The sequence below is a fragment of the Micromonospora musae genome, assembly GCF_003626635.1.
GTDB lineage: Bacteria > Actinomycetota > Actinomycetes > Mycobacteriales > Micromonosporaceae > Micromonospora > Micromonospora musae.
In genome coordinates this window covers 197,120-218,966 of record NZ_RAZT01000006.1, presented here as the reverse complement: position 1 = coordinate 218,966, position 21,847 = coordinate 197,120, and the positions used below count along the sequence as shown (strand labels likewise).

General features: G+C 67.8%; 26 protein-coding genes and 1 pseudogene. 9 read left to right on the top strand and 18 right to left on the bottom strand.

The window, feature by feature from the left end; all coding sequences use genetic code 11:
* Nucleotides 1-127 precede the first annotated feature (127 nt).
* Complete coding sequence (locus D7044_RS13680) at nucleotides 128-478, top strand: hypothetical protein (RefSeq protein ID WP_147434656.1); 351 nt, start codon at nucleotides 128-130, stop codon at nucleotides 476-478.
* Nucleotides 479-547: 69 nt separating this feature from the next.
* Here D7044_RS13680 and D7044_RS13675 read toward each other — a convergent pair whose 3' ends face one another.
* On the bottom strand, nucleotides 548-1,171 hold the full coding sequence (locus tag D7044_RS13675; RefSeq protein WP_120689110.1) for a YdeI/OmpD-associated family protein: 624 nt from the start codon (nucleotides 1,169-1,171) through the stop codon (nucleotides 548-550).
* A 310-nt stretch (nucleotides 1,172-1,481) separates the two neighbouring features.
* Between D7044_RS13675 and D7044_RS32365 the strand changes: the two genes are divergently transcribed.
* Together D7044_RS32365 and D7044_RS13665 are read left to right on the top strand one after the other, a co-directional pair.
* Nucleotides 1,482-1,937, top strand: a complete 456-nt coding sequence (locus tag D7044_RS32365) for a PH domain-containing protein (RefSeq protein ID WP_158609992.1) — start codon at nucleotides 1,482-1,484, stop codon at nucleotides 1,935-1,937.
* A gap of 328 nt (nucleotides 1,938-2,265) precedes the next feature.
* Entirely contained in the window at nucleotides 2,266-2,700 is a 435-nt protein-coding gene (locus tag D7044_RS13665; RefSeq protein WP_147434655.1) for a hypothetical protein, read from the top strand.
* A gap of 129 nt (nucleotides 2,701-2,829) precedes the next feature.
* Here D7044_RS13665 and D7044_RS13660 read toward each other — a convergent pair whose 3' ends face one another.
* Nucleotides 2,830-3,192: a nuclear transport factor 2 family protein gene (locus tag D7044_RS13660; RefSeq protein ID WP_120689257.1), complete on the bottom strand. Its 363-nt coding sequence runs from the start codon at nucleotides 3,190-3,192 to the stop codon at nucleotides 2,830-2,832.
* Between the two features lie 86 nt (nucleotides 3,193-3,278).
* Entirely contained in the window at nucleotides 3,279-3,479 is a 201-nt protein-coding gene (locus tag D7044_RS33410; protein WP_325050892.1) for a pyridoxamine 5'-phosphate oxidase family protein, read from the bottom strand.
* 350 nt (nucleotides 3,480-3,829) lie between these two features.
* Here D7044_RS33410 and D7044_RS13645 point away from each other — a divergent pair, with 350 nt between their 5' ends.
* Nucleotides 3,830-4,459 carry a DUF4291 domain-containing protein gene (locus D7044_RS13645; protein WP_120689104.1) on the top strand — a complete coding sequence of 210 codons (630 nt, stop codon included), beginning with the start codon at nucleotides 3,830-3,832 and terminating at the stop codon, nucleotides 4,457-4,459.
* A 63-nt stretch (nucleotides 4,460-4,522) separates the two neighbouring features.
* Here the strand turns inward: D7044_RS13645 and D7044_RS13640 are convergent, their stop codons facing one another.
* The 4 genes from D7044_RS13640 to D7044_RS13625 form a co-directional block, all read right to left on the bottom strand.
* The gene (locus tag D7044_RS13640; protein ID WP_199716611.1) at nucleotides 4,523-5,146 is read right to left on the bottom strand and encodes an HIT family protein; all 624 of its coding nucleotides are present in this window, start codon (nucleotides 5,144-5,146) and stop codon (nucleotides 4,523-4,525) included.
* Between the two features lie 177 nt (nucleotides 5,147-5,323).
* Complete coding sequence (locus D7044_RS13635) at nucleotides 5,324-6,715, bottom strand: serine hydrolase domain-containing protein (RefSeq protein WP_147434654.1); 1,392 nt, start codon at nucleotides 6,713-6,715, stop codon at nucleotides 5,324-5,326.
* 78 nt (nucleotides 6,716-6,793) lie between these two features.
* Nucleotides 6,794-7,264, bottom strand: a complete 471-nt coding sequence (locus D7044_RS13630) for a PPOX class F420-dependent oxidoreductase (protein WP_233564976.1) — start codon at nucleotides 7,262-7,264, stop codon at nucleotides 6,794-6,796.
* Nucleotides 7,261-7,854 (bottom strand): dihydrofolate reductase family protein, encoded by a 594-nt coding sequence (locus D7044_RS13625; RefSeq protein WP_120689101.1) that lies wholly within the window; start codon nucleotides 7,852-7,854, stop codon nucleotides 7,261-7,263. The genes D7044_RS13630 and D7044_RS13625 overlap by 4 nt, the downstream gene beginning before the upstream one ends.
* 90 nt (nucleotides 7,855-7,944) lie before the next feature.
* Between D7044_RS13625 and D7044_RS13620 the strand changes: the two genes are divergently transcribed.
* Nucleotides 7,945-8,520 carry a winged helix-turn-helix transcriptional regulator gene (locus D7044_RS13620; RefSeq protein WP_120689099.1) on the top strand — a complete coding sequence of 192 codons (576 nt, stop codon included), beginning with the start codon at nucleotides 7,945-7,947 and terminating at the stop codon, nucleotides 8,518-8,520.
* 138 nt (nucleotides 8,521-8,658) lie between these two features.
* Here the strand turns inward: D7044_RS13620 and D7044_RS13615 are convergent, their stop codons facing one another.
* Nucleotides 8,659-9,870, bottom strand: coding sequence for a low temperature requirement protein A (locus D7044_RS13615; RefSeq protein WP_120689097.1), 1,212 nt, complete (start codon nucleotides 9,868-9,870; stop codon nucleotides 8,659-8,661).
* A gap of 163 nt (nucleotides 9,871-10,033) precedes the next feature.
* Between D7044_RS13615 and D7044_RS13610 the strand changes: the two genes are divergently transcribed.
* Entirely contained in the window at nucleotides 10,034-10,246 is a 213-nt protein-coding gene (locus D7044_RS13610; protein ID WP_120689096.1) for a helix-hairpin-helix domain-containing protein, read from the top strand.
* A gap of 78 nt (nucleotides 10,247-10,324) precedes the next feature.
* Here the strand turns inward: D7044_RS13610 and D7044_RS13605 are convergent, their stop codons facing one another.
* The 5 genes from D7044_RS13605 to D7044_RS13585 all read right to left on the bottom strand — a co-directional run bounded on the left by D7044_RS13605 (nucleotide 10,325) and on the right by D7044_RS13585 (nucleotide 15,326).
* Complete coding sequence (locus tag D7044_RS13605) at nucleotides 10,325-11,017, bottom strand: demethylmenaquinone methyltransferase (RefSeq protein WP_120689094.1); 693 nt, start codon at nucleotides 11,015-11,017, stop codon at nucleotides 10,325-10,327.
* Entirely contained in the window at nucleotides 11,014-11,820 is an 807-nt protein-coding gene (locus tag D7044_RS13600) for a class I SAM-dependent methyltransferase (RefSeq protein WP_147434653.1), read from the bottom strand. Before D7044_RS13600 ends, D7044_RS13605 begins: the two co-directional genes overlap by 4 nt.
* Before the next feature lie 218 nt (nucleotides 11,821-12,038).
* Complete coding sequence (gene dxs / locus D7044_RS13595) at nucleotides 12,039-13,964, bottom strand: 1-deoxy-D-xylulose-5-phosphate synthase (RefSeq protein WP_120689091.1); 1,926 nt, start codon at nucleotides 13,962-13,964, stop codon at nucleotides 12,039-12,041.
* 117 nt (nucleotides 13,965-14,081) lie between these two features.
* Nucleotides 14,082-14,438 carry a DoxX family protein gene (locus D7044_RS13590; protein ID WP_120689089.1) on the bottom strand — a complete coding sequence of 119 codons (357 nt, stop codon included), beginning with the start codon at nucleotides 14,436-14,438 and terminating at the stop codon, nucleotides 14,082-14,084.
* 48 nt (nucleotides 14,439-14,486) lie between these two features.
* Nucleotides 14,487-15,326 (bottom strand): MBL fold metallo-hydrolase, encoded by an 840-nt coding sequence (locus tag D7044_RS13585; RefSeq protein ID WP_158609991.1) that lies wholly within the window; start codon nucleotides 15,324-15,326, stop codon nucleotides 14,487-14,489.
* Between the two features lie 522 nt (nucleotides 15,327-15,848).
* Between D7044_RS13585 and D7044_RS13580 the strand changes: the two genes are divergently transcribed.
* Together D7044_RS13580 and D7044_RS13575 are read left to right on the top strand one after the other, a co-directional pair.
* Nucleotides 15,849-16,409 carry a hypothetical protein gene (locus D7044_RS13580; RefSeq protein WP_120689085.1) on the top strand — a complete coding sequence of 187 codons (561 nt, stop codon included), beginning with the start codon at nucleotides 15,849-15,851 and terminating at the stop codon, nucleotides 16,407-16,409.
* A gap of 359 nt (nucleotides 16,410-16,768) precedes the next feature.
* Nucleotides 16,769-17,191 (top strand): DUF6234 family protein, encoded by a 423-nt coding sequence (locus D7044_RS13575; RefSeq protein WP_120689084.1) that lies wholly within the window; start codon nucleotides 16,769-16,771, stop codon nucleotides 17,189-17,191.
* Between the two features lie 96 nt (nucleotides 17,192-17,287).
* Here D7044_RS13575 and D7044_RS13570 read toward each other — a convergent pair whose 3' ends face one another.
* The 4 genes and pseudogenes from D7044_RS13570 to D7044_RS13555 form a co-directional block, all read right to left on the bottom strand.
* Nucleotides 17,288-17,929 (bottom strand): GyrI-like domain-containing protein, encoded by a 642-nt coding sequence (locus D7044_RS13570; RefSeq protein ID WP_120689082.1) that lies wholly within the window; start codon nucleotides 17,927-17,929, stop codon nucleotides 17,288-17,290.
* A gap of 306 nt (nucleotides 17,930-18,235) precedes the next feature.
* A pseudogene (locus D7044_RS13565) lies at nucleotides 18,236-19,065 on the bottom strand (SDR family NAD(P)-dependent oxidoreductase).
* The gene (locus D7044_RS13560; RefSeq protein ID WP_120689079.1) at nucleotides 19,005-19,652 is read right to left on the bottom strand and encodes a TetR/AcrR family transcriptional regulator; all 648 of its coding nucleotides are present in this window, start codon (nucleotides 19,650-19,652) and stop codon (nucleotides 19,005-19,007) included. Before D7044_RS13560 ends, D7044_RS13565 begins: the two are co-directional and overlap by 61 nt.
* Nucleotides 19,627-20,340: an alpha/beta fold hydrolase gene (locus D7044_RS13555; RefSeq protein ID WP_120689077.1), complete on the bottom strand. Its 714-nt coding sequence runs from the start codon at nucleotides 20,338-20,340 to the stop codon at nucleotides 19,627-19,629. The genes D7044_RS13560 and D7044_RS13555 overlap by 26 nt, the downstream gene beginning before the upstream one ends.
* A gap of 329 nt (nucleotides 20,341-20,669) precedes the next feature.
* Between D7044_RS13555 and D7044_RS13550 the strand changes: the two genes are divergently transcribed.
* Nucleotides 20,670-21,065: a GNAT family N-acetyltransferase gene (locus D7044_RS13550; protein WP_411710982.1), complete on the top strand. Its 396-nt coding sequence runs from the start codon at nucleotides 20,670-20,672 to the stop codon at nucleotides 21,063-21,065.
* Nucleotides 21,066-21,235: 170 nt separating this feature from the next.
* Here D7044_RS13550 and D7044_RS13545 read toward each other — a convergent pair whose 3' ends face one another.
* Nucleotides 21,236-21,544 (bottom strand): hypothetical protein, encoded by a 309-nt coding sequence (locus D7044_RS13545; protein WP_120689074.1) that lies wholly within the window; start codon nucleotides 21,542-21,544, stop codon nucleotides 21,236-21,238.
* Nucleotides 21,545-21,847 lie beyond the last annotated feature (303 nt).

Genomic DNA, 21,847 nt, shown 5'->3' with positions numbered 1-21,847 from the left:
ATCAGCGCACCCCCGACCTTGGCCGATCGGTGCCGCCTTGATCAGCGGCAGATCCGGACGTTCATACTTCGTGGGTCGCGCACGTCGCGGGTTCCGCGGCTGCTTGGCCCGTTGAAGAATGCACTCCGTGGCGGACACCGACGCACGACGTCGCTGGCGAGAGCAGCAGCTCGCGCAGCAGCGTGGACGGCTCCAACCGGATGTTGCCCAGGGCGACCTCGAGGGATTCGTGTTGGTGCGTCCGGACGGATCCCTGACGGCCGAGGTTGTCCACGTGCAATGGATGGACAACCACCCCGCAGGTCCCGACACTCACGTGACGGTCTCGTTCGCCGATGGGTCGAACGTGGAGTTCGCCTTCGACGTCCCGGTCGTGAAGGTCCGAGCGGCCGACCTGCGGACGGTGAGCCGAGACGAAGTACGTCAGGCAGCGCCGTCCGGGTGGGGAGCCGACGCCGAGCGTTGGGACGAAGCCTGATCCGTCGGCGACCTGACCGCCGGACGTCACCGCTCAGTCCTGCGCAATGCGGCACGCCATCGTCCGCAGTCAGAGCCCAGCTGCCGATTGCGGCGAGGTCGAAGGCTTGGCCTTCTGCGGGTAGATGGTCTCGTGGCGGGCCAGCATGGCGACGAACTCGCCGATCTTCCGCTCTCGGGTCTGTGCCCGCTTGACGGCATTGACGCGGTAGATGAGTGCGAACCGGTTGGTCTTCGTTAGTACGTCGAACATGGCCTGGGCGGCGGGGTCGGCGGCGATGGCGGCGAGCAGGTCGGCCGGCATCTCGGCCTCCGACGGCGGGGCGTAGGCGGCCGCCCACCGCCCGTCCGCCTTCGCGGCCTCCACCGCGAGGCGGCCTGGGGGCAGCATCCGCCCGTGCGCCTCCAACCGGGCCACATTCGCGACGTTGCGTTGTGACCAGGAACTGCGGGGCCGGCGCGGGGTGAACCGGATCCAGGAGCTGTCCTGATCCCGTCTACGGGCCTGCCCGTCGATCCAGCCGAAACACAGGGCCTCGTCGACCGCCTGCTGCCAGGTCAGCGTCGTGACCGTGCCGCCCTTCTTGGTCAGGGCGAGCCAGACACCGGGCGACGTGGCGTGGTTGGCCGACAACCACACCCGCAGTGCGTCGGCGTCGGCGACGATCAACTCGTCCAGTTCGGCGCTCGTCATGACGGCAGGCTATCGCTGCCTCGGTGATCTGCTGGCTCGGGGACCGCGTGGCTCAGCCGGCGAGGGCACTCCGAGCGGGTGGGACTGCGTTCACGACTGCCCCGGAGAACGTGCTCTCATCGGCGGCCAGGTGGCTGCTTGGCCCCGAGACCAGCTACCGGGCGTGATGGCTTCGCTCAGTGGCGGGGCGGTGACGGCGGCTGATCCGTGCCTCGGACCTTACCGGCAGCCCGTTGGCCCGGTGATCCGACGCAGCAGCTCCAACCGGGCTTTCCTGTTGCCCGCGCTGGCCATTTGTAATATGCCCGCCATGAGCCGCATCGTCATCAGGCCACGCATTCAGATCCCGGTCCTGGTCGTCATCTTCACGCTGTGGACGCTGTTGGGCACCACGTACTTCACCCCCGGGGACGTTGTGGCCGAGCGCGACTGGTTCGGCATCGTGTTGGGATGCGTGCTCCTCACGAGTGGCGTGGCCGGGATCTGGCGGGCTCTTCGACTCGGCGTAGTCATCGACGCGGGCGGTGTCCGCGTTCGACGCTTCGACAGCCGTGACAAGTTCACACCGTGGAGCGCGATCCAGTCGGTCGACTGCTCGCAGATCGACGTACGAGGAGGCTTACCGCTCTACGCTCCGGTCCTCCGCCTCTCTGACGACTCAGACGCCGTCATACCGCTCTCGGCGCTCGGCTCGTACTCCCGGCAGGGCGCCGAACGCAAGGTCGAACAGCTGCAGCGCCTCAAACGCGACGCCCCGAGTTCCTGATCGGGCTGCGGAGGCGGCGGCTGCGGCCTGCGGTCAGGATGGATCCGCGCGTTCCTCGGCGCTCCGTCGGACCACCCGACCTCGGTTCCCCTCACGTAGGTGCCAGGTCTCCACCGCTGTTCACCGCCCTAGGAACTCCGGTCGCACCCTCGAACCCTGGATCAGCCTCCCGTGCCGTCACTCCGGCAGATGACCGCCGTGCGCGAAATGGTCGCCTCCGGCGCGCAACGCGGCAGATGAGTGAATGCGTCCGCGGCGATTCAGGCTCCGCCCGCTCGGCGGCAGGGGTTAGCCGGATGCTTCTGGCGGCTGGCGTAGCGTCCTTGTCGTGGCAGGTCGTTGGCATCCAGAACACGGGCCCGAAGGCTTCCTGGAGGCAACCGCGGACCAGGCGCGTCTTGTGCTCGATGTCGAAGAGGGCTGGCCCACCTACGAGGCGGGTCTCGAGTTTCAGGGGCTGGCCATGAGCGCCATGTCCAAGACCCCCCGAGCAGCGTACCTGCCTGACATACCGACCGCGCTCAACCTCATCTGGGGAGCACTGACAGATGAGATGGACGCCCCTGGAAGGGGATCGCCGGAACAGGACGCCGCCGCGGTCCGACACATGAAGCGGGCGGCGGCCGAATGGCTCGCGGTCGTGGATACGCAAGTCAACAGGGCGACCTACCTTGACCGCTGGGTTCACGACGAGTGCGGATACCAGCGGAAAGCCCCTGAGTCGACGACGTCTCCTCGACCCATCAAGGATGAAGCCGGGTGAGGTGCGCCGTGGGGGATTCACCTACGGCGGAGCGTCGCGCCCGTCTGCGGCAGATCCGTGCATCCGGACCGCGCGACATGAATTGCTGGTCGTGGCCTTGATGCCGAATGTCGGACCGAGAGGCGACGGTCAGGCTTCACCGAGGCTGCTGAACTGAATGCCCGCAAGTTGCCAGCCCTCGGGCTGCTCGACCCAGGTCTGGCTGACGCGGACGGTCAGGGCCATCTCCTGGTCCCGCCAGGTCGAGCGGCTGCGCTGGACGCAGCGGACGATGGCGGCATGCTCATAGCGGTGCACCTCGACGTCGCTGCTGTCCAGGCTGAGGTAGGCGAATTCGACAAACTTGCCGATCCACTGTGTCTTGTCCAGCACGTGGCCCTGGTCGCCAATGGATCGGAAGTCATCGGCGAGCAGCGCCCGCAGCGTGTCGGTGTCGGCGTGGAGTTCGGCCTCGTCGAAGGCCTGCTGGAGCCGATAGGCGTCGAAGGTCACGCGTAGATTCTGGCGGACCGCGGGCGGATACCGATCTGCACCCTCGAGAAGCTGCTCGTAGGGCATTCAGGCTGTGAGGCACCCGATCATCGGCCAGCGAGTGCACCGCCACGTCGGCCGATGTCTGTGCCGGCTGGTTTAGCCGGGTCCGCTTCGAGCCATTCGATGACGCGGCCGCGGACGATGATTGGCTGGGCCGGGTTGTTGGCTGGTGTCAGGGAGAGCGCGACTCGTGGGTCGCGGCGCAGGTTGCGGGCTTTGCGGCTGCCCGGGCCGGTGAGGATCACGATGTGTTCGCCGTGGGTGCCGCTCCAGACCGGGACGGATGCGGGGCGCTGTCGGGCAGGACAGTGGCGAGGTGGGCGATCGGGGTGTCGTCGAGCACGCGGCGTACGTCGGAATTAAGCATGGTTCTCGTCTCCCGGCGTAGGTTCCGGGTGGGCTTCTGACTGTGCTGGTCGGCGGTGCCGGTCATCGCTCGACCGCGTAGTGGAGGTGGGTGACGTCGGGCGCCGGGACGGCCTCGATGAGGCGCAGGCGTACGTGCTGGGGGAGGGTCTGGAAGAAGGGGCCCCGCCGCCGGCGTGGGTGCGGAATTGTGTGGAGCGGTCGGGTCCTGATCGGTGAGGATCATGCGGTGTCCGTTCCCACCCGTCAGATCCGCGCCCGCTACACGGCCGACACCATCACCGTGTACCAGGCGTATTCGCCGCAGATCGCGCTGCCAGCGGTGGCAGCCGGCCGCTTCGTGGCCCCCTTCAGACGAGATCGGATGACCTGGATCAAGCCGTCCTTCCTGTGGATGATGTACCGCTGCGGCTGGGCCACGCAGCCAGGGCAAGAGCACGTGCTGTCCATCGACATCGGCCGGGAGGGCTTCGAGTGGGCGCTGGCGCGAGCCTGCCTGAGTCACTACGACCGGGACCTGCACGGCGACAGGAAGGCCTGGTCGCGGCAACTGAAGGCCAGCCCGGTACGAGTGCAGTGGGATCCGGAACGGTCACTGCAGCTGAAGGCGCTGCCCTACCGATCGCTGCAGGTCGGGTTGTCCGGCGAGGCCGTCGACCGGTACGTGGACGACTGGGTGGTTGCCGTCACGGACATCACCGCCACCGTGCAGCGTGTCCGTGAGCTTCTGCGCGCCGGTGACGAACACGCGGCGGCAGCCCACCTGCCCATCGAACGTGTCTACCCACTCCCGGCTCAGATCGCCGCCAGCCTGAACGCTACCAACGGAGGAATGCCCGAACAGCAGGACAGACATTGACGCCCGCGGCGGAGGATGGCGGCGCAACGGTGAGGGGAGCAGTGGCTGCTGCGGATCAACCGGTCAGGCAGCCGGTGGGGTGACGGCCGATCGGCTGCCCCCATGGGACGCGACCAGCGCGTCTGCGACGATCTCCGCGTCAGCTTCTGCGACGTCCGCGGGGTACTCCGGTAGCAGGTCGTCCCAGACGACCAGCCACGACCCGTACAACTGGGCTTGCCCTTCTGGGCGAGCGAAGAACCAGACGTGCAGGTGGGCGCCACCATCTCCAATGCGGTAGACGTGAGCTCGCGAAATGTTCGGCAGCGCCTGCACGTGGCGAACGATACGAGTGCTCAGCAGGCCCAGCTCGGCGGCCAGTTCGTCCGGTAGATCCGCCATGTCGTAGTGATCGCGCGGAAACAGCATGAGCACCAGCGGGACGCCCACTCCGGGAATCCGGACCAGCCGCCAGTGATCGTTGAACCAGATCCCTTCGTCCCGGTCGCGGCAGGCGTTGCAGCCCGACGGATCCTCGCCGTGCCGCGCAGGCTCGGGGAGCACCGGCGGGCGCAACGGCGCTACGCGCAGTCCATCCGGCTCGAACGGACTGATCTCCCATCCCGTCATGCGCGCCAACGGAAGCCGACGCTCGCTGTCCGCGACGGCGACTACATGGTCAAAGAACTCGTCCGGTCGCAAGGCCATGCGGCGAAGACTAGTACGGCATGCTTCCAGTGATCGATAGGCCGTTAGCGGTCGAGGTCTCGCGGGCCTTGGCGCGGTGGCGCGGAGGCAGCAGCGCTCGGCGGGCTGTCCTGGACCGGATTCCATCGTGACTCTAGGCAGTCTTCGCAGTCCAGCACATCGCCGGCCGCCGCCAGCTCACGGGTGAATGCTCGGCGACTCTGGTTGCTCGGTTGCTGGTCTCGCGGTCTGGGTGACTCCCTCCTGCCACAGTTCCAGGACGCAGGCCTGGTCGTGGGTCGGTAGGAACCGGACTTCCAGGTCAAGCCCCGGGTGCAGGTAGCGACCGTCCGGCTCCGCCAGGAGGACGACCGGTTGCTGGGCCGCAGCGGAGAAGGTCAGCTGGCCGTCGGTGACCGCGATGTCGATCGGGTAGCCGTCGTGCAAGAGGTAGCGGCCCGTCATATCACCGAGTGGCGCGGCCGCGATGCGGGTGGCGTACCGACGGTCCGCAGTGGCGCGGATGATGGCCAGCAGCTCCCAGCCATCCTCGGAGTTGGTCATCGCGGCGACCGCGATGCCACTGTCGGGCCACACGTAGGAGAAGCACGTATAGCCGACGTTCTGCCCGGTGTGTCCGAAACGACGGCGCCCGGCGCGGTCGTCGACCTCGGTGCCGAGGCCGTAGCTGCCGCCCGGAATCTGCGGCGTCCACATCTCGGTGGCCAGGTCGCGGTCGAGCAGCTTCGACTCGCCGGCGACCGCCCGGGCGATCTCGAGGTCGAGCCGGAGCAGGTCGGTCGGGGTGCTCCACAGTCCAGCCGCGGCCGCCTCCGGTTGCACTCGCCAACCGCCGGGAATCCCTGTGCCGCCACCGTGATGGCCACGAGCCACCAGCTGCGGCGGTCGCTGGTGCGGGACCTGCTGGTCGAAGCTGCTGTCGTCCATCGCCAACGGTTGCAGCACCAGAGTCCGCATGAGCTCCTCGAACGGGGTTGCGGTCGCGTCCACCATCAGCTGCTGGAGTACGGAGTAGTGGCTGCCCGAGTATCGGAATCGGCTACCCGGCAAGAGGGTCGATCGAACCGGGGGAGTGGTCGTCGAGCCGCTGCCCTCCAAGACCTGCCGCAGCGACGGGGCGCGACCCGCGGCATAGCCGCGGTACCAGGTGTCGGACAGCCCTGCCGTGTGTGCCAGTAGTTGGCGTACCGTAACTCTCGGTTGCCGACCCGCGCGGTCGCGCAGGTGCCACGAGGTGAGGTACTCGTCGATGTCGGTGTCCAGGTTCAGGACGCCGTTCTGAACCAGCAGCAGTGCGCCGAACGCGGCGACGTGCTTACTGATCGAACAGGCCGCGAAAGCGGTGTCCGCGGTCACCGGCGTTGACGACTCGCCACCTGTGACGCCGTATCCCGCGGCCCAGACCCGCCCATCCACGTGCCCGACGGCGATGCTGACCCCCGGCACCTGATAGCTGGTCATCAACTCGGACAACGCCGCAGTGTCCGGCGAAGGCCGCCCGGAAGACACCTGCCGGTCGAGTCGGCCGAGCAGCTTGATCCAGTCCTGGGAGAACTCCACGTCTGTCACGGCGCCGATTCTCGACCACCGGCAGCCAGCGGATCAAATGATCGAATGGCCCCTATCTCCTGCGAGTGCTCGACCCGCTCATCCGATGCCCACCGTCTGCCGCTCGGGTTCGATGACCGCGACGACGCGCTCCTCGCTTCGCGAGTACGGCTGGCCGATGTACTTGGTGGCGAGTTGGTCGATGACCGTCCAGCCCGCGTCGCCTTCGAGCCACTCGATCACGCGGCCGCGGACGATGATTGGCTGGGCCGGGTTGTCGGCTGGTGTCAGGGAGAGCGCTACCCGCGGGTCGCGGCGCAGGTTGCGGGCCTTGCGGCTGCCCGGACCGGTGAGGATCACGATGTGTTCGCCGTGCGTGCCGATCCAGACCGGAACGGAGTGCGGGGCGCCGTCGGGCAGGACGGTGGCGAGGTGGGCGATCGGGGTGCTGTCGAGCACGCGGCGTACGTCGGGGTTGAGCATGGTCGTCATCTCCTGGCCTAGGTTCCGGGCGGGCTTCTGGCGGTGCTGATCGGCGAGCGAGGCCGCCGCGCCGGTGATGCCGGTCATCGCTCGACGGCGTAGTGGAGGTGGGTGACGCCGGGCGCCGGGACGGCCTCGATGAGCCGGAGGCGCACGTGCTCGGGCAGTGACTGGAAGAAGGGGCGCCCGCCGCCGAGCAGGACCGGCACCTGATGGAGAACCACCTCGTCGACGAGGCCCGCCTTCAGCGCCTCGGTCACGACGCCACCGCCCATGAGGCCGACGTCCTTGGCGCCGGCGGCCTCGCGGGCCGTGGCGACTGCGTCTTCGATGCCGGTGGTGACGAGGGTCTGCCGTTCGGTCAGCTCCGGTGCCGGCCGGTGGCTGAGGAGGATCAGTGGGGCCGCCGGGTGGGGGCTGCCGCCGCCGAAGTGCTCGGAGTCCTCGTAGGTGTTGCGGCCTGCCACGACTGCGCCCACTCGCCGGGCGAAGGCGTCGAAGATCCGGGCGCTGGGCGCGCTCAACCGGAATCCGTCGAAGACCTGGCTGGGGGTGTCGCCGTTGAAGTACCAGTCGAAGAGCATCGTGCCGTCGCCGAGCCCGCGCCCCGCGCCGGGTTCCCGGCCGGTGATGTAACCGTCGACCGAGACGGCGTGGGCGCTGATGACCTTGCTCATCTCCGCGATCCTTCCTGGGTTCCCTCAAGGGACCCTGTGACCGTAACAACTCAAGTTCCCTCAGGGAACCCCGATTGGTAAACTGAGCCCATGCAGCGCACGGACTTCAGCAAGATGGCCTGCTCGATCGCACGTACGCTCGACGTGATCGGAGAGCCCTGGTCACCGCTGATCCTGCGCGACGTGTGGGTCGGGCTCACCCGGTTCGAGCAACTCCAGGGCGACCTCGGCATCTCGCGCAAGGTTCTGACCGAGAGGCTGAACCACCTCGTCGAGCAGGGCGTGCTCGAGCGCCGCCCCTACGACCGGCGACCCCGCTACGAGTACGTCCTGACGGAGAAGGGCACCGAGCTGGTCGACCTGCTCATGGTGATGGTCGGCTGGGGAGACAAGTGGCTCGCCGGCGCGGCCGGCCCACCCGTGCTCTACCGCCACCGCGCCTGCGGCGAGATCAGCAGTGTCGACCTGAGCTGCGCCCAGTGCGGCGAGCCGATGCACGCAAACGACATCGACCTGCTGCCGGGCCCCGGCGCAGCCGGGCGACCGAACGCTTCCCCGTCATCCTCCGAGGGCCGCGCGCCATGTCCGGCTAACGACGATGGGCACAGGAAAAGTCGAGCCCGCGGGTTCCCGGAGCGGGCCTCAGGCGCTCGGGTCGGCTGGTGATGAGCTGGCACGCCCTCAGCCGGCGGTCCTCGACTGTATTGAAGGATCCTCTCCGTCGCGGCGTTCGGCGTCCGCTGCCTGACACGGGCTGCCCGTGGGGGCGTGGCGGAACGCTCGACACCTCACGGTCGGAATGGGTCAGGCCGGAGTTGCCTCGCCCGCGACTGGGTGTCGTGAGCCCACGCTGAACTGCTCGTACCAGACCAGGGCGACGAGGAACGCGGTGAGGAGCCCGAGCGCGGCCAGGGCGGGCAGGTTCCGGGCGGCGGGTAGCAGCAGCAGCGCCACGCCGATGGCGACTATCTGCGCTCGTGGGGCGGACTGGACGGCGAGCCGGAGGAACAGTAGTCGACCGGTGAGGTAAAGAACCGTCCCGCCGTACAACGCGACGGTGGAGGCCCAGTCCAGCCGGGTGTCGTGCCAGGGCTCGCCATGGGCCAGGTGGCCGAGGACTTGTTCGACGCCAAGCGCGCCGTAGATGACGCCGGCGACCAGAGGAAAGTGCGCCAGACTGTACGCGTAGGTGGCTATCCGACCGCGCTGTGCGCTAGGTGCCGTTTCCAAGCCGCGGCGCGCGACCATCGCGGTCTCTTTGAAGTAGAGCCGCCACCCGCACACCGCGTTGGTGATCGCGAGCAACGCTGCCAGCAGGACCGGGCCGCGCGTCACTGCCAACTCGGCTCCGGTCCCCACCGAGATCAGTGACTCACCGAGCGCGATGATCAACACCAGGCCGTGCCGTTCGGCGAAGTGGCTGGGGCTGCGCAGCCGCCACCCGCTGACGGCCGAGGCGATGACGCCGCCGCTGAGGTCGATGACGAATGCCGCTCCCCAGAGCAGGGTCTGAGCGGTTCCGTGGAGCAGGGCGCCGAGGACGAGCGGTATCCACGCGAGGATTGCCGTGGTCGCGAAGAGGCCCTGCGTGAAGCGCAGTTGCCGGTCGCCACCCGCTGCGTGCAGGCCGAGGGCGATGTTGATCGCTCGAAGTGCGATGTAGGCCAAGGCCAGGATCAGGGGTGCGTCCATGACCTCGTTCCCGTGCTGCCAGGCATTCGGTATGACCAGGGCGGCCACGAAGACGGCCGCCATCGCCACGATCGCTCCGGCGGGGACCAGGCCGGCGTCGGCGCGGACCAGGTTGCCCACCCAGGTGTAGATGGTCCAGGTGGTCCAGAGCAGCAGCAGGAGGATGAGCCCCTGCGCCAAGCTGAGAAACGTGGGCGGCCGCCCCATGAGCAGGACGATCCGGGTGAGAGCGAAGATGAACACGAGGTCGAAGAAGATCTCGACCGTGGTCGCCCGGTGCGTCTCCTCGGTCATGATCGGCCGGGACCGAAAGATCCGCTTCATCGCTACATTGTCGTGGTTCGACACCCAGAAGGCCGGGGGTCGCCTCAACCGAACCAGGAATGTCGGTAATGGACTTCGAGCGTGGTCGATGATCCACCGCGTAGAGACGCGGAGCCCTTGACAAGCTCCGCGAATTCAGTGGGCGGACTAATATCGTGATCGCATGAGTACTCGCCGCGAACCCGCACAGATCGGTGACCTGCCACCGATCGGACGACCAGCCAACACCGCCTTGCTCGAAGCCGGTATCACCACGCTTGCGCAAGTGGCCGCCCACCGGCGCCGCGATCTACTGGCTCTGCACGGGGTCGGGCCGAAGGCGGTCCGCACCCTTGCCGCCGCACTGGCTGAGCGTGGCCTCGCCTTTGCTGATTGACGGCAGTGGCGGTCGACGAGTGCGCCCGTGTCATCGTGCCTTCTGCGGCGGAAGCGGACGTTTCCCGGAGCAGACGAATCAACGGCGGGTGGCGCGGTGCAGCGCGGCGACACCGCCACTGAGGTTGCGCCAACCGACCCGCTGCCAGCCCGACGCGGCGATCCGCTTCGCCAGGTCCGGCTGGTTCGGCCAGGCACGGATGGATTCGATCAAGTAGACGTAGGCGTCCGGGTTGCTGGAAAGCCATCGGGTCACTACGGGTATCGCCCGGAGTAGGTGGGCGAGGTAGAGCGTACGAAATGCGGGGTTCGTCGGGTGACTGCACTCGCAGACCACGAGCCGCCCGCCTGGCCTGACGACCCGGGCGAACTCGCGTAAGGCAGCCTCGAGATCGACCACGTTGCGCAGCGCGAAGGAAGTGGTCACCGCATCGAACGCGCCATCCGGGAACGGCAGGCGCAGCGCGTCGCCTGCCGCCAGCGGCACCGCGGGCCGGACGCGTCCGCCGACCTGCAGCATGCCGGTGGAGAGGTCCACTCCCACTGCGTACACCCCGGCGCGGGCCAGTTCCTCGGTGGAGACGCCGGTGCCGGCGCCCACGTCGAGCACGCGTTCGCCTGGGCGCAGGCCCAACGCGGCTCTGGTCGCTCGCCGCCACCGGGCGTCCTGGCCTAACGAGATGATCCTGTTGGCCAGGTCGTACCGTTCGGCGACGCCGTCGAACATCGCGGCGACCGCCGGCGGCTGCTTGTCCAGCTGCGCGCGCGTCATACTGTCACCTCCGATGCCGGCGTGGCCGTCACAAGCAGGTATTCGAGCTCCAGCCGGAAGTGACCGCCATCGGCCACCCCGCGATCGTCAACGAACGAACGTAGGTCGGCGCGCAACGCCTCCCACCGACGTTGTGCCACGAGCAGTTCCCGTTCGGCGACGACGTGCCCGGCGCTGTCGATCAGCAGGTTGGTCGCTGTGTCGGCGTTGGCGAAGCTCAAACCCAACCGGTGAACGACAGCCGACGTGATCCGCAGGCCGGCGGCTGCGAGGAGCCGTCCGACCAGCTCGCGGTCACCCCACTGGCTCGGCGGGGCGCCTGCGGCCGGCGGCGGCGGTAGATATGGGCCGAGGACCTGCCCCATGGCCGGCAACAGACTGCCCGGTGTCCAGGCGGCCAGCAGGACTCGGCCCGAGGGGGCAGACACCCGGCTCAGCTCTCGGGCTGCCGCGTCGTGGTCGTTCGCGTAGATCACGCCGAACACGGACAGGACCACGTCGGCCGAGTCGTCTGGAAGGGGTAACCGGCACGCGTCGCCGACCCGCCAATCGACCGCCAGGGCGTCACCCGCGGCACGCCGCCGAGCCAGCTCCAGCAGCGCGGGCTCCAGATCCACCCCGACGATACGGGCTCCGCACTGTGCGGCCAGTATCGCGGCGTTGCCCGTACCGGTGCCGACGTCGACCACCCGGTCATCCGGCTGGATCGCAGCAGCTGCCACCACCGCTTCGGCGACCGGCATCAGCCGCCGCGCCATGGCCGGATAGTCGCCCGCACCCCACGTGGTCACGGATGCACTCATCACGCCTCCCTCATCACGGAAGGCGCCCTTGAATCCGATGGTCCCGGGTGAGCGTGGCGGACCCAGTCCGTCGCAGCGCCTCTCACTCCGGCATCGCCGACCGCGACTGGTCGGAATACGTCCCGGCGAGACCTGTGCCTCAAGAGCTTGCCGGCATTGCCTCAGGCTTGCCGCAGCCGCGCAGGCAGAGATCTCGGCCGGATCGAGGCGCAGACCCGCTAGCCGCGACTGACGCTGGACAGCCCCGGCTTGGCAGGCACCGACAACGCCTCGATCCAGCCCCCGACCCGCTCCGTCACATCGGGAACCGTCAGGCCGACCTCAGCGAGAATCTCGGAGCGGGTGCCATGGTCGATCCACCGCGCGGGCACACCCAGGTCGCGCAGTGGCACATCCAGGTCGTGGTCACGCAGCAGTCTGGCGACCGCGTCGCCGATGCCACCGTTGCGTACGCCGTCCTCGATCGTCACGACCAGCTTGTGCGAGCCCGCGAGTTGAACCAGCTCGACCGGTACGGGACGGACCCAGCGTGGGTCGACCACTGTCACGCCGAAGCCGCGTTTCGCCAGCTCGGCCGCGACCTGTACGCCGAGGTGAGCAAAGGGTCCTACCGTGACCAGCAGGACATCCTCGCGCTCAGGCGTCTCGGCGAGCACGTCGACACCGCCGACCTGACGCAGCGCGGGCAGCGCCGCCGGCACCGACCCGGTCGGGAAGCGCACCACGGTCGGGCCGTCGTTGATCGCCACCGCCTCGCGCAGTGACGTGCGCAGGGTCTCAGCGTCACGAGGCGCGGCCACCCGGAGGCCCGGCACGACACCGAGGATGGACAGATCCCAAATGCCGTAGTGGCTGGGCCCGTCCGGCCCGGTGATGCCTGCCCGGTCGAGCACGAAGGTCACGGGCAGCTTGTGCAGTGCCACATCCAGCAGCACCTGGTCGAAAGCCCGGTTCAGGAACGTCGCATAGATGGCCACCACCGGGTGCAGCCCGGCCAGCGCGAGCCCCGCGGCTGACGTGGTGGCGTGCTGCTCCGCGATACCGACGTCGAACGCCCGGTCCGGGTACGCGGCGGCGAGCTTGTCGATACCTGTCGACTCCGGCATGGCAGCCGTAATGCCGACGACATCGGGCCGCTCACCCGCGATCGCCACCAGCTCGTCGGCGAACACCTTCGTCCACTTGAGGCTCCACGCAGCCAGCGGCTTGCCCGTCTCCGGATCGAAGGCTCCAGGCGCGTGCAGCCGGTCGGCCTCATCCTGCTCGGCGGGTGCGTAACCGTGCCCCTTCTGCGTCACCGCGTGCACGATGACCGGGCCGCCGAACCGCTTGGCCCGGGTGAGTGCTGACTCCATCGCCGCCTGATCGTGGCCATCGACCGGTCCGACGTACTTGATCCCGAGGTCCTCGAACATCGCTTGCGGCGCCACGGCGTCCTTGATGCCCTTCTTCACCGCGTGCAGGGTGTCGAACAGCTGCTTGCCGACCAACGGCGCCTTCTCCAGGGCGTCCTTGGCGAGTTCGAGCACCTTCTCGTACGCCGGGTTGAGCCGCAGGGACGCGAGGTGATCGGCGAGCCCGCCGATGGTCGGCGCGTAGGAGCGACCGTTGTCGTTGACGATGATGACCAGCCGGTTGCCGGTGGCGGCGATGTTGTTGAGCGCCTCCCAGCACATACCACCGGTGAGGGCACCGTCCCCCACTACCGCCACGACGTGCCGCCGCTCGCCCCGCAGGGCGTAGGCCTTGGCCATTCCGTCGGCGTAGGACAACGCGGTGGAGGCGTGACAGTTCTCGACGAGATCGTGTTCGCTCTCGGCTCGGCTCGGGTATCCCGTGAGCCCGCCTCGCTGCTTCAAGAGGTCGAACCCGCGCTGCCGTCCGGTCAGAATCTTGTGCACGTAGGCCTGGTGCCCCGTGTCGAAGATAAAACGGTCGCGCGGGCTGTCGAAGATCCGGTGCATCGCAAGCGTCAGCTCGACGACACCGAGGTTGGGGCCGATGTGACCGCCGGTGCGCGCCACCTTAGCGATCATGAAGTCCCGGATCTCCGCACCCAGCACTGTCATCTGCTCGGGTGCCAGGGTCTTGAGGTCCTGGGGTCCACCGATGGTGCTCAGCAAGGACTGCGCGTGGTCAGTCATACCTCGGGAGTCTAGCGGGCATATCAGGTGTTTCGGATCGTTGCACATCGGCCTCGACGGCTCGAAATCCTCATTCGACAAGTCGCACCACCTTCGGTTTGGACGTATGGCGGCGGGTCACCACGGGTCGTGGTAGTTGAGGATCAGGACCAGTGCGGCCAGGGAGACGGCGAGGAACGCGGCCGGTCCGACAAGTTGGCGGGAACCTACCCGCAGGTGGGCGCCGAACGCGCCGATGAAGTAGAGCACGAGGCCGGCGGCGGCGAGCGCACCCAGCAGCGGCACGGCGAATCCGGACAGCAACCCCAACGAACCCGCCGCGAGCAACATGCCCAACTTCGGTCCCCACGAGCGGGGCAGGCGCTTCATGTCCAACTGGGCCTTCGGGTAGCGGTGCCCGGCCAGGTAGGTGACGGCCGCGGAGCCGGTGAAGACGGCGGCGACGATGGTGACCGTGACGTACGCGGCGAACATGAGATCCCCTCTCTGCGTCGGAAGGCGCCCCCGCGGTGCCGGATCTCCTCAGCGCGAGTGATCTCCTTGGCGCATTGACTTCGACGTATCGCGTTCGTTCCCGCGACGGTGCTCGTCGGTCGCGTCAAGGTGCTCACGCAGGTAATCGTCGATGAGGTGGTGCAGGCGCTCCTGACCGAAGCCGCGTCCGTGTCCCGCGTGCACCAGCCGTACCGGCAGGCTGCGTAGCCGCCGGAGAGAGTGTGCGTACTGTTCGGGGTCGCTGCCGGGCAGGGAGTCGAGCAGGACGTCGTCGTAGATGACGTCCCCGCTGAACAGCGTGCCGTCATGTTCGTCGAACAGGGCGATGCTGCCGGGACTGTGACCGGGCAGGTGCAGGACGGTCAGCCGGCGGTCGCCCAGGTCCAAGATGTCGCCGTCGGCCAGTGAGCGGGTGGGCGTCGCGGGTTGGACTCGGTAGTTTCCGAGGTCGTAGTCGCTGTGCGGACGGGCGGTCAGCAGCGCGGGCGGCAGGGTCTCGCGCAGACCCATTTGGGCGGCCAGGACGGGACCCAGCAGGGAGCCGGGAGCGGGACTGTCGACGTGTTCGAGCGGATGCGCCCAGACCCGGCTGAACTCGTGCGCGGAGCCCATGTGGTCGAGGTGTCCATGAGTCAGGACCAGCGCGGGTTCGCGGTCGAAGCGTTCGCGCAGCAGCGGTGCCAGCGTGGTGACGCCCAGTCCGCAGTCGATGAGGAGATCGCCTTCGCGGCCACGCAGGTGCCAGATATTCGCGCGCAGCAGGCCACGGACGTGAGGTTCCTCGATCAGGGTGGTGCGCTCGTCTAGCGCGGTGAGGCGAAACCATCGCGGTGCCACCGGCAGGTCCTCGACGATCGTGGTGTTCATACGGCCGCTTTCGGCAGCCGCATCTGACATGGGCCCAACGGCAGCGTCCGCAGCGGTACGAGGTTGGCTGTCCGTACCGGCCGACGCCCGTCGCCGAGCAGCGGAGGCGACGGCTCAGGTCTTACGGTGGTCACGGTGTGTCCCTTCGTTCCGATTGCACCAGCATCTCGCGCACCGAAATGCCAGACCTCCCCGCGATGGGTGAGCATGCTCCCTCGGACGGGGGAGCCCGCTGACGGGCCGGAGGGAGGCCGATCGGCCGACTGTGCGCCGTCGACGCCGACTTTTCCGAACCAAGTCGGCCCCGCGCCGTCGATCGCGGCGAGGAGCGGTCCGGACGGCGCGCAGCTCACCGGGGTGTAGCGCGCAGTGGCTCGTGCGGGAACACAGGGTCGACGAAGAGCCCGCCGATGTCCGTGCACTCGGTGATGGTTGCCTACGCCCTAGAAAGCCGGCGACGTTCGCACATCCCGACGACGGTGCGGACAACTTTGCGTCTTCGAGACCATCCATAATCCATGGATGTTCGCTCCGGAGCGGCCGGCCTCGCCGACGTTGGGGAACCGTCTCATCCTGGTCAACGGCGAGGAGGGTGCCGGTAAATCGACCATCGTTCGTGAACTGCTGGCCCACACGCCCGACGGCGCTCGGATTGACGCTGAAGATATCGGGCAGACCAATCCATGCCCGATGGACGACGAGTTCTTCGGCCTGCTCCGCCGTAACGTTGCCGCCCTGGTGGAGAACTTCTGGACCGCTGGCTACGTCAACGTCATCGCCGGAAGCTTCCTACGCAACTACCCGGACTACCTTGCCTTTCGTCAGTCGCTCTCGCCGCCGAGGTCCGTGTACATGGTTGAGCTCCTGGTCGACAAGGACGTGCGTGACGACCGGCGGATCACCAGAGCGAAGCAGACGACGCAGGACTGGCGTGACATGGTGGACCTGATTCCTGAAGATCGGACCATCCGGCAAGCGACCGACGCCGACTATCGATACGTCGGTGTTGATACGACTCGTTTGGACGTCGCCGAGACCGTGCGACAGATCAAGGACGCCATCCCGGAGGTCTACCGTCGGTAGCAACGTTTGCGCTGTTCTGCGGCAGCACGAACACGGGCCCCGACACAGTCTTCTGTGCGAGCGGTGCCTGCGCGTAGCCGATGGAGCCGGGGGGCTGGTCTGGTCTTGGCAACTTCGAGCCCTCCTGACGGCGTTCATCGTCCGGCGCGTTGGTCAGTCTTCAAGCGCCTGTCTGACAGACGGAAATCCGCCCAGCGCTCCGCTCCCATAGCGCGGCGATCGCGACGCCGGGCCAGACGGCGGCCGGCCCGAGGAAAGGACCCCAGCGGGGTGCCGACGCCGAGCCCGGGGTACCTCGGATCTGCCGCCGACCGGTTGCCACCTTCGTCTCACTTGTCATTCCTGGATAGCGTGCAGGCGTGGATCGTCGATCTGCGGCGCCTTGGGCGCCAGGCGTCGTCGCGCTCCTGACGGTGGCGTGGCTCATCGGTGGCCTGGTGCTGCTCGGGTGGATGTTCGCCCTCGGCCTCGAAGGCTGGGCAGACCAGCACAGTGACCAGGGTGTCGGAGCTGACGCACTGGCGCGTAAGGCGAACGTGGCCCTGCTGCTCTTGGCCGCCGAGGTGGTGGTCGGCCCGGTGGTGATCGCCGTCGTGGCCCGCAGCGGGCTCCTGCGCCGGACCGCCGCCGTCTACCTGGTCATCGCGCTCGGTCTCGGCGTACTTGCCGTTCCGGTCGCCGCCGGAGCGTACCGGGATCTCGCCCCGCCCCCGCCTGCGCCGCCACCGCCGACGAGATGCCAGGAGCACAGCGGCGGCGATAACCGCTGCCCCGGTGGGTAGCGCGGGAGTTTCGAACGCGGACGGTGTTACGCGGGACCCCTGTTAGGCGGGCCAGCGCGCCCATATCTGGTACACCGATCCCACGGGAAATCCCGCTCACCCCTCGGTGCCGATGGTGATCGGCTGCCTGAGGATGGTGCGCTGCTTGTCTGGCGCGACCTTGCGGTGGTCGCTGAGGTAGATCTCATGATGGGTTCCGGCCAGGCGAAGCCCGTTCTCGGGGATGAACCCGTGATGCAGTTGGGCGAGGAAGCCGGCCTCGTCGTCGAAGGAACCGATGTGCAGCGTCTGCACACACCGCCCCTCGGACAGCGTCTGGAGGCGGACATCGTCGAGACGTGCGGGCCGGCGCTTGGCACCGGTTTGCTCGACGGCGGTGGTGAACATGGTCTGATCGATCCAGTCGGGGACCATGAGCATCAGCGTCCAGTCCCACCGCGACTTGTCCCGTGCCACGGTGAAGGCGGCCATGTCCTCGGCCCACCACAAGCCTTCCAGGGGCGGGACGACATAGTCGCGCCCGAGGTCCCGCTTGCTGGCGAACTTCAGCTTGTACGCGACCGGATAGAGCGCTTCGACCGCCTGCGTGAAGGAGGGCGAGGTGTTGGGATCGCCATGACCGTCGGTCATGAGGTACTGCATGTCGGGTACGTCGACTATCCGGAACCGGCCTCGGTGCGCCTGGTAGGCGTCAAGGCTCTTCTTAAAGTCGATCTTGTCGTCGGGTTTCTTGGCCATGGAGCACCTGGATTCGGGTGGCGAGCCGCTGCCGTTCGGCATCCATGAGGCTCAGGGAGTAGGAGCGTGCGCAGCGCCCGCGCGTACTGCTGCTTCGAGGGATCACGACCAGCCCAGTCACGTCGAGCAGCGCCTACCAGGGAGGGCGGGCAGGCGCGGATGCGGCTGTGGTCGCTGTGCAAACGGACAGTCCTGCCGGACGTTGATCGCCCGGTGTTGCCTAACTCGCTGGAGATCGGGCCTGTGACGGCGGCTTTCACCTGGCGCACTGTCGTGGCCGCCGACCTCATCGAGGAGGTCACGGATTCAGTGGACCAGCGCTGTGATCCACCCGCCGTCGACGCTCAAGGTCTGCCCTGTGATGAAGGAGCTGGCTGGGGAGGCGAAGAACAGCACGGCTTCGGCGATGTCCTCGGCTCTCCCATCCGGCCGAGGGCGTACTGCGCCGTCAGAGTCTCGGTGAGGTTGGGGCTGGCGAAGATGGCGGCGGACATGTCCGACCGGGTCACTGCGGGGCGAACGGCATTTACGCGTACGCCCTGCTTACCCCACTCGGCGGCCAGTGCACGCGTCATGCCGTCGACGCCCGCTTTCGTGGTGGCGTAGAGGCTCTGGTTGGCGATGGCCCGCTCACTGCCGATCACCGACGAGAGGTTCACGATGCTGCCGCCGCCGTTCGCGCCCATGTGCTTGGCGAAGCGCCCGGCGAGGATGAGCGGCGACCGGGTGTTGATTCGCCAGATCTCGTCGGACTCGTCTTCGGTCAGCTCGCTGCCGAGCGTGAAGTTCTCGGCGGCCGCGTTGTTCACCAGGATGTCGACGCGGCCCAGCTGCTCGACCGCGGTGGTGAACAAGCGCTCGGCCTCGCCGGACTTTCCCAGGTCGACGGCGATGGTTACGGTGTCATCCGGCAGGCCTGCGGCTACCTCAAGCAATGACTCCTGCGACCGTCCTGCGAGCGCGAGCCGGGCGCCGGCCGTGGCGAGCAGTCCTGCGATGCTCGCACCGATGCCGCGTCCACCGCCGGTCACGAGAGCGGTGCGACCGGCCAAGGGGTGAGCCGGAATTCCATGGTTCACTGTGCTTTCTCCTTGCTGATGGGTGGCCGGCGATAGGCGCCGTACCACCAGATCCATCCGAGTTCCCGGGCGAATGCCGCGTCGCCGCTACCGTCGTCCACCTCGATGTGGCGGGCGATGGCCTGCGCACCACCCCAGACGATCACCCGGCTGGCGGCCGCGGGGTCCAGGTCGGCAGGGGTTTTGCCGGCCCGCTGCTGTTCGACGAGAGTCTCCAGCACGGCCTCGTCGAAGCCCTCCAGATCTGCGGTGTAGAAGCCACGCACCGCAGCGTCGTAACCGGCAACCTCGCGCAGCGCGGCGAGTAGAAGCCGTTTCCGTCGGTGCAGCGCAATGACGTCGACGAAGAACCGCGTATACCGATCGGCGCCATCCTCACCCGCGCCGGGATCCCAGGCCCGCGCCATATCGAGCAGTTGCTGCCGTAGCTCTGCGGTAAGCCGCAGAATGAGGTCGGTCTTGTCGCGGAAGTGCGCGTAGAACGTGGCCCGCGAGATGCCCGCCTCGGCGAGGATCTGCTGCACCGTGATCTCGGTGTACCGCTCGCCCTGCTCAATGAGGCGCTCCGCCGCCAACAGAATCCGGCGGTCCGTGGTCGCCTGCCCGCCGTCGTCCGCCCTACCGCGCCGCGTGAACGAGGCCATCGATCTTCACCAGCAAATCTGCGAATTCCGTCACGTTCGACCAGAACGGCGCGTGGTTGCCCGGCACGCGGAAGACTCGATCGGCGCGCTCGGCCAGCTGCTCCGCGACCGTGCCCGTAAGGGAGAGGTCATGTGTCGGGATCACGTAGCTGTTCGGCACCTGGCGCCAGCCCGCCCGGGTAACCGTCTCGAAGTCGGCGCGCACGCTCTGCGGCACGAGCCGCGCGATAGCCCTGGCCGTGTCCGGGTTATCCGGGTCGCCGTCATAGAAGGCGAGCGGCAGGTTGAGGTCCGGGTTCGCGGCCGGGCGCAGCCCGCTCAGCGATTCCGGAGACGGCACGCCGTGCGTGCCGAACATGCTCTCGCCGACGTCGAGCATGTAGGCGGCGACATAGACCACGTGTACGACGTTCGAGTCGCGGCTGACGGCCTCCGTGACTGGAACGCCGGCGTACGAGTGGGCAACGACGATCACATCGCCCCGGATCTGGGCGATCGCGTCCCGGATCACCTTCGCGTCGTCATACATGCCCGGGTACGGCTCGCCCTTGTCGACGTCGGTGACCGCGCTGGGCAGTGTCACCGTGCGGCTGGCGAGTCCGCGCTCGGTCATGGCGTTCTGAAGCGGCGCCCAAACCCACTCGCCGTGGTGCCCGCCGTGTACGAGGAGAAAAGTCGAGTTGCTCATCACTTATCCAGATCGAGGTCCAGGTTCTCCACGGAACCATACACGATGTTTAAACACAGTGTTTAGCCCGTCGACCCTGGTCCTGATCATTTCGGCGCCGCCGGGTCGTCGCCGTGGCTCGGGCCTTGCCGCCCGTCTACAAGTGGCGGGAAGCGGAATAATCTGTGATAAATGACGAAAATACTCGTGAGCAGCTCTGAGTGGATGTCAGTGGCTCTCCATGCCTGCTGATGAGGAATGACGCGGTCGGCCTGGACGCGCCGAGGGTGGACAAGGCCTCCGCGACGTGGTCGACGCCGTTGGGCGGGCGGTTGCCATCGGCGTAGGCCGTGGCGAGCAGCAGTCGTTTGGGTGACCTCTTCGGCGGATCTGAAAGGGGTAACGGTCGGTGGCCCCTTGTGGCAGCGAGAATGTCCACTTCCGGCGAGCTGGCCGGTTTCACCGGACTGGCGGTACCAGCCTTCCTGGCCGAGATCATGCCGGCCGTGGAGATCGGCTGGCGGCTCGGCCGCGCCTTCTGGGGCAGAGGCCTGGCCACCGAGGCGGCCGAGGCTGTTGTCTCCCACGCCCGTGCCGAGCTCGGCCTGCGGCGGCTGGTCAGCATCCACGTCGTCGGCAACGAGGCGTCTGCGCGGGTGATGGTCAAGCTGGGCATGTCGCTGGAGCGCGAGACGGTGCAGCCGGATACCTGTCGGCAGGTCCTGGTCTACGCGATGGACCTGTAGAACAGCATCGGCTCGGGCCGCGGGTCCTCGCGCACGGCGGCGTCCGTGATGTTGTAGATCTCTGCGTCCCCGCGAGGTAGGCCGTCACGCCGTCGGTAGCGGCATGGCGCGATTCGGTGCCGTTACGGGGTCAGACGCCTTGCGGGCGGTCGGCACGGATCGTGGCCTTCCTATCCCTCCGCGCGATAGATCTCGACAGGGGGATCCGACGAATGCAAGCGGGCCAGGTCCACCGGGCCGCGACCCGACCGGGAGATGACAGCGGCCACGGCTTCCTCGAACCCGTCGGTCAGGCTATTGATCTCCACGAACTCACCCGACACATGCGTGGCGTCCATCCATACGATGCGCCGACCGTCAGGGGGCAACACCGAGACGTACACGGCGACCCTGGTTACTTCCACCCAGGGAAGTCCCGTAGTCCCGTGGGGGCGCATGACCCAGATTCCCAGATCGTCGACGGAGACGCGTTCGGCCATGGGAGCGCACTGTACCGAGGGTGCAGCCGGAGCTGTCCACAGCAGCGGCCACAGCAATGAGCCAGACCAAAGCAGTGGCCAACGAGCTCTCCTAGCTCGGCACGCCTGGTTGCGCGGGCGCTCGTGGTGAGCGGTGCGCGAGGGCATCGTGCGGACCGCGAGCGGGCGGGCGTTGGGCCTGCAGTCCCGGGTTCGGCGGGTGGGACGAGTGACGGATAGTTGGATCGACGGCCGGCGAGATTGGCTGCTTCAGCCGAGCCTCATCGAGGTAGTCGGTGAGCCTGGCACGAAGATTCCCGCACC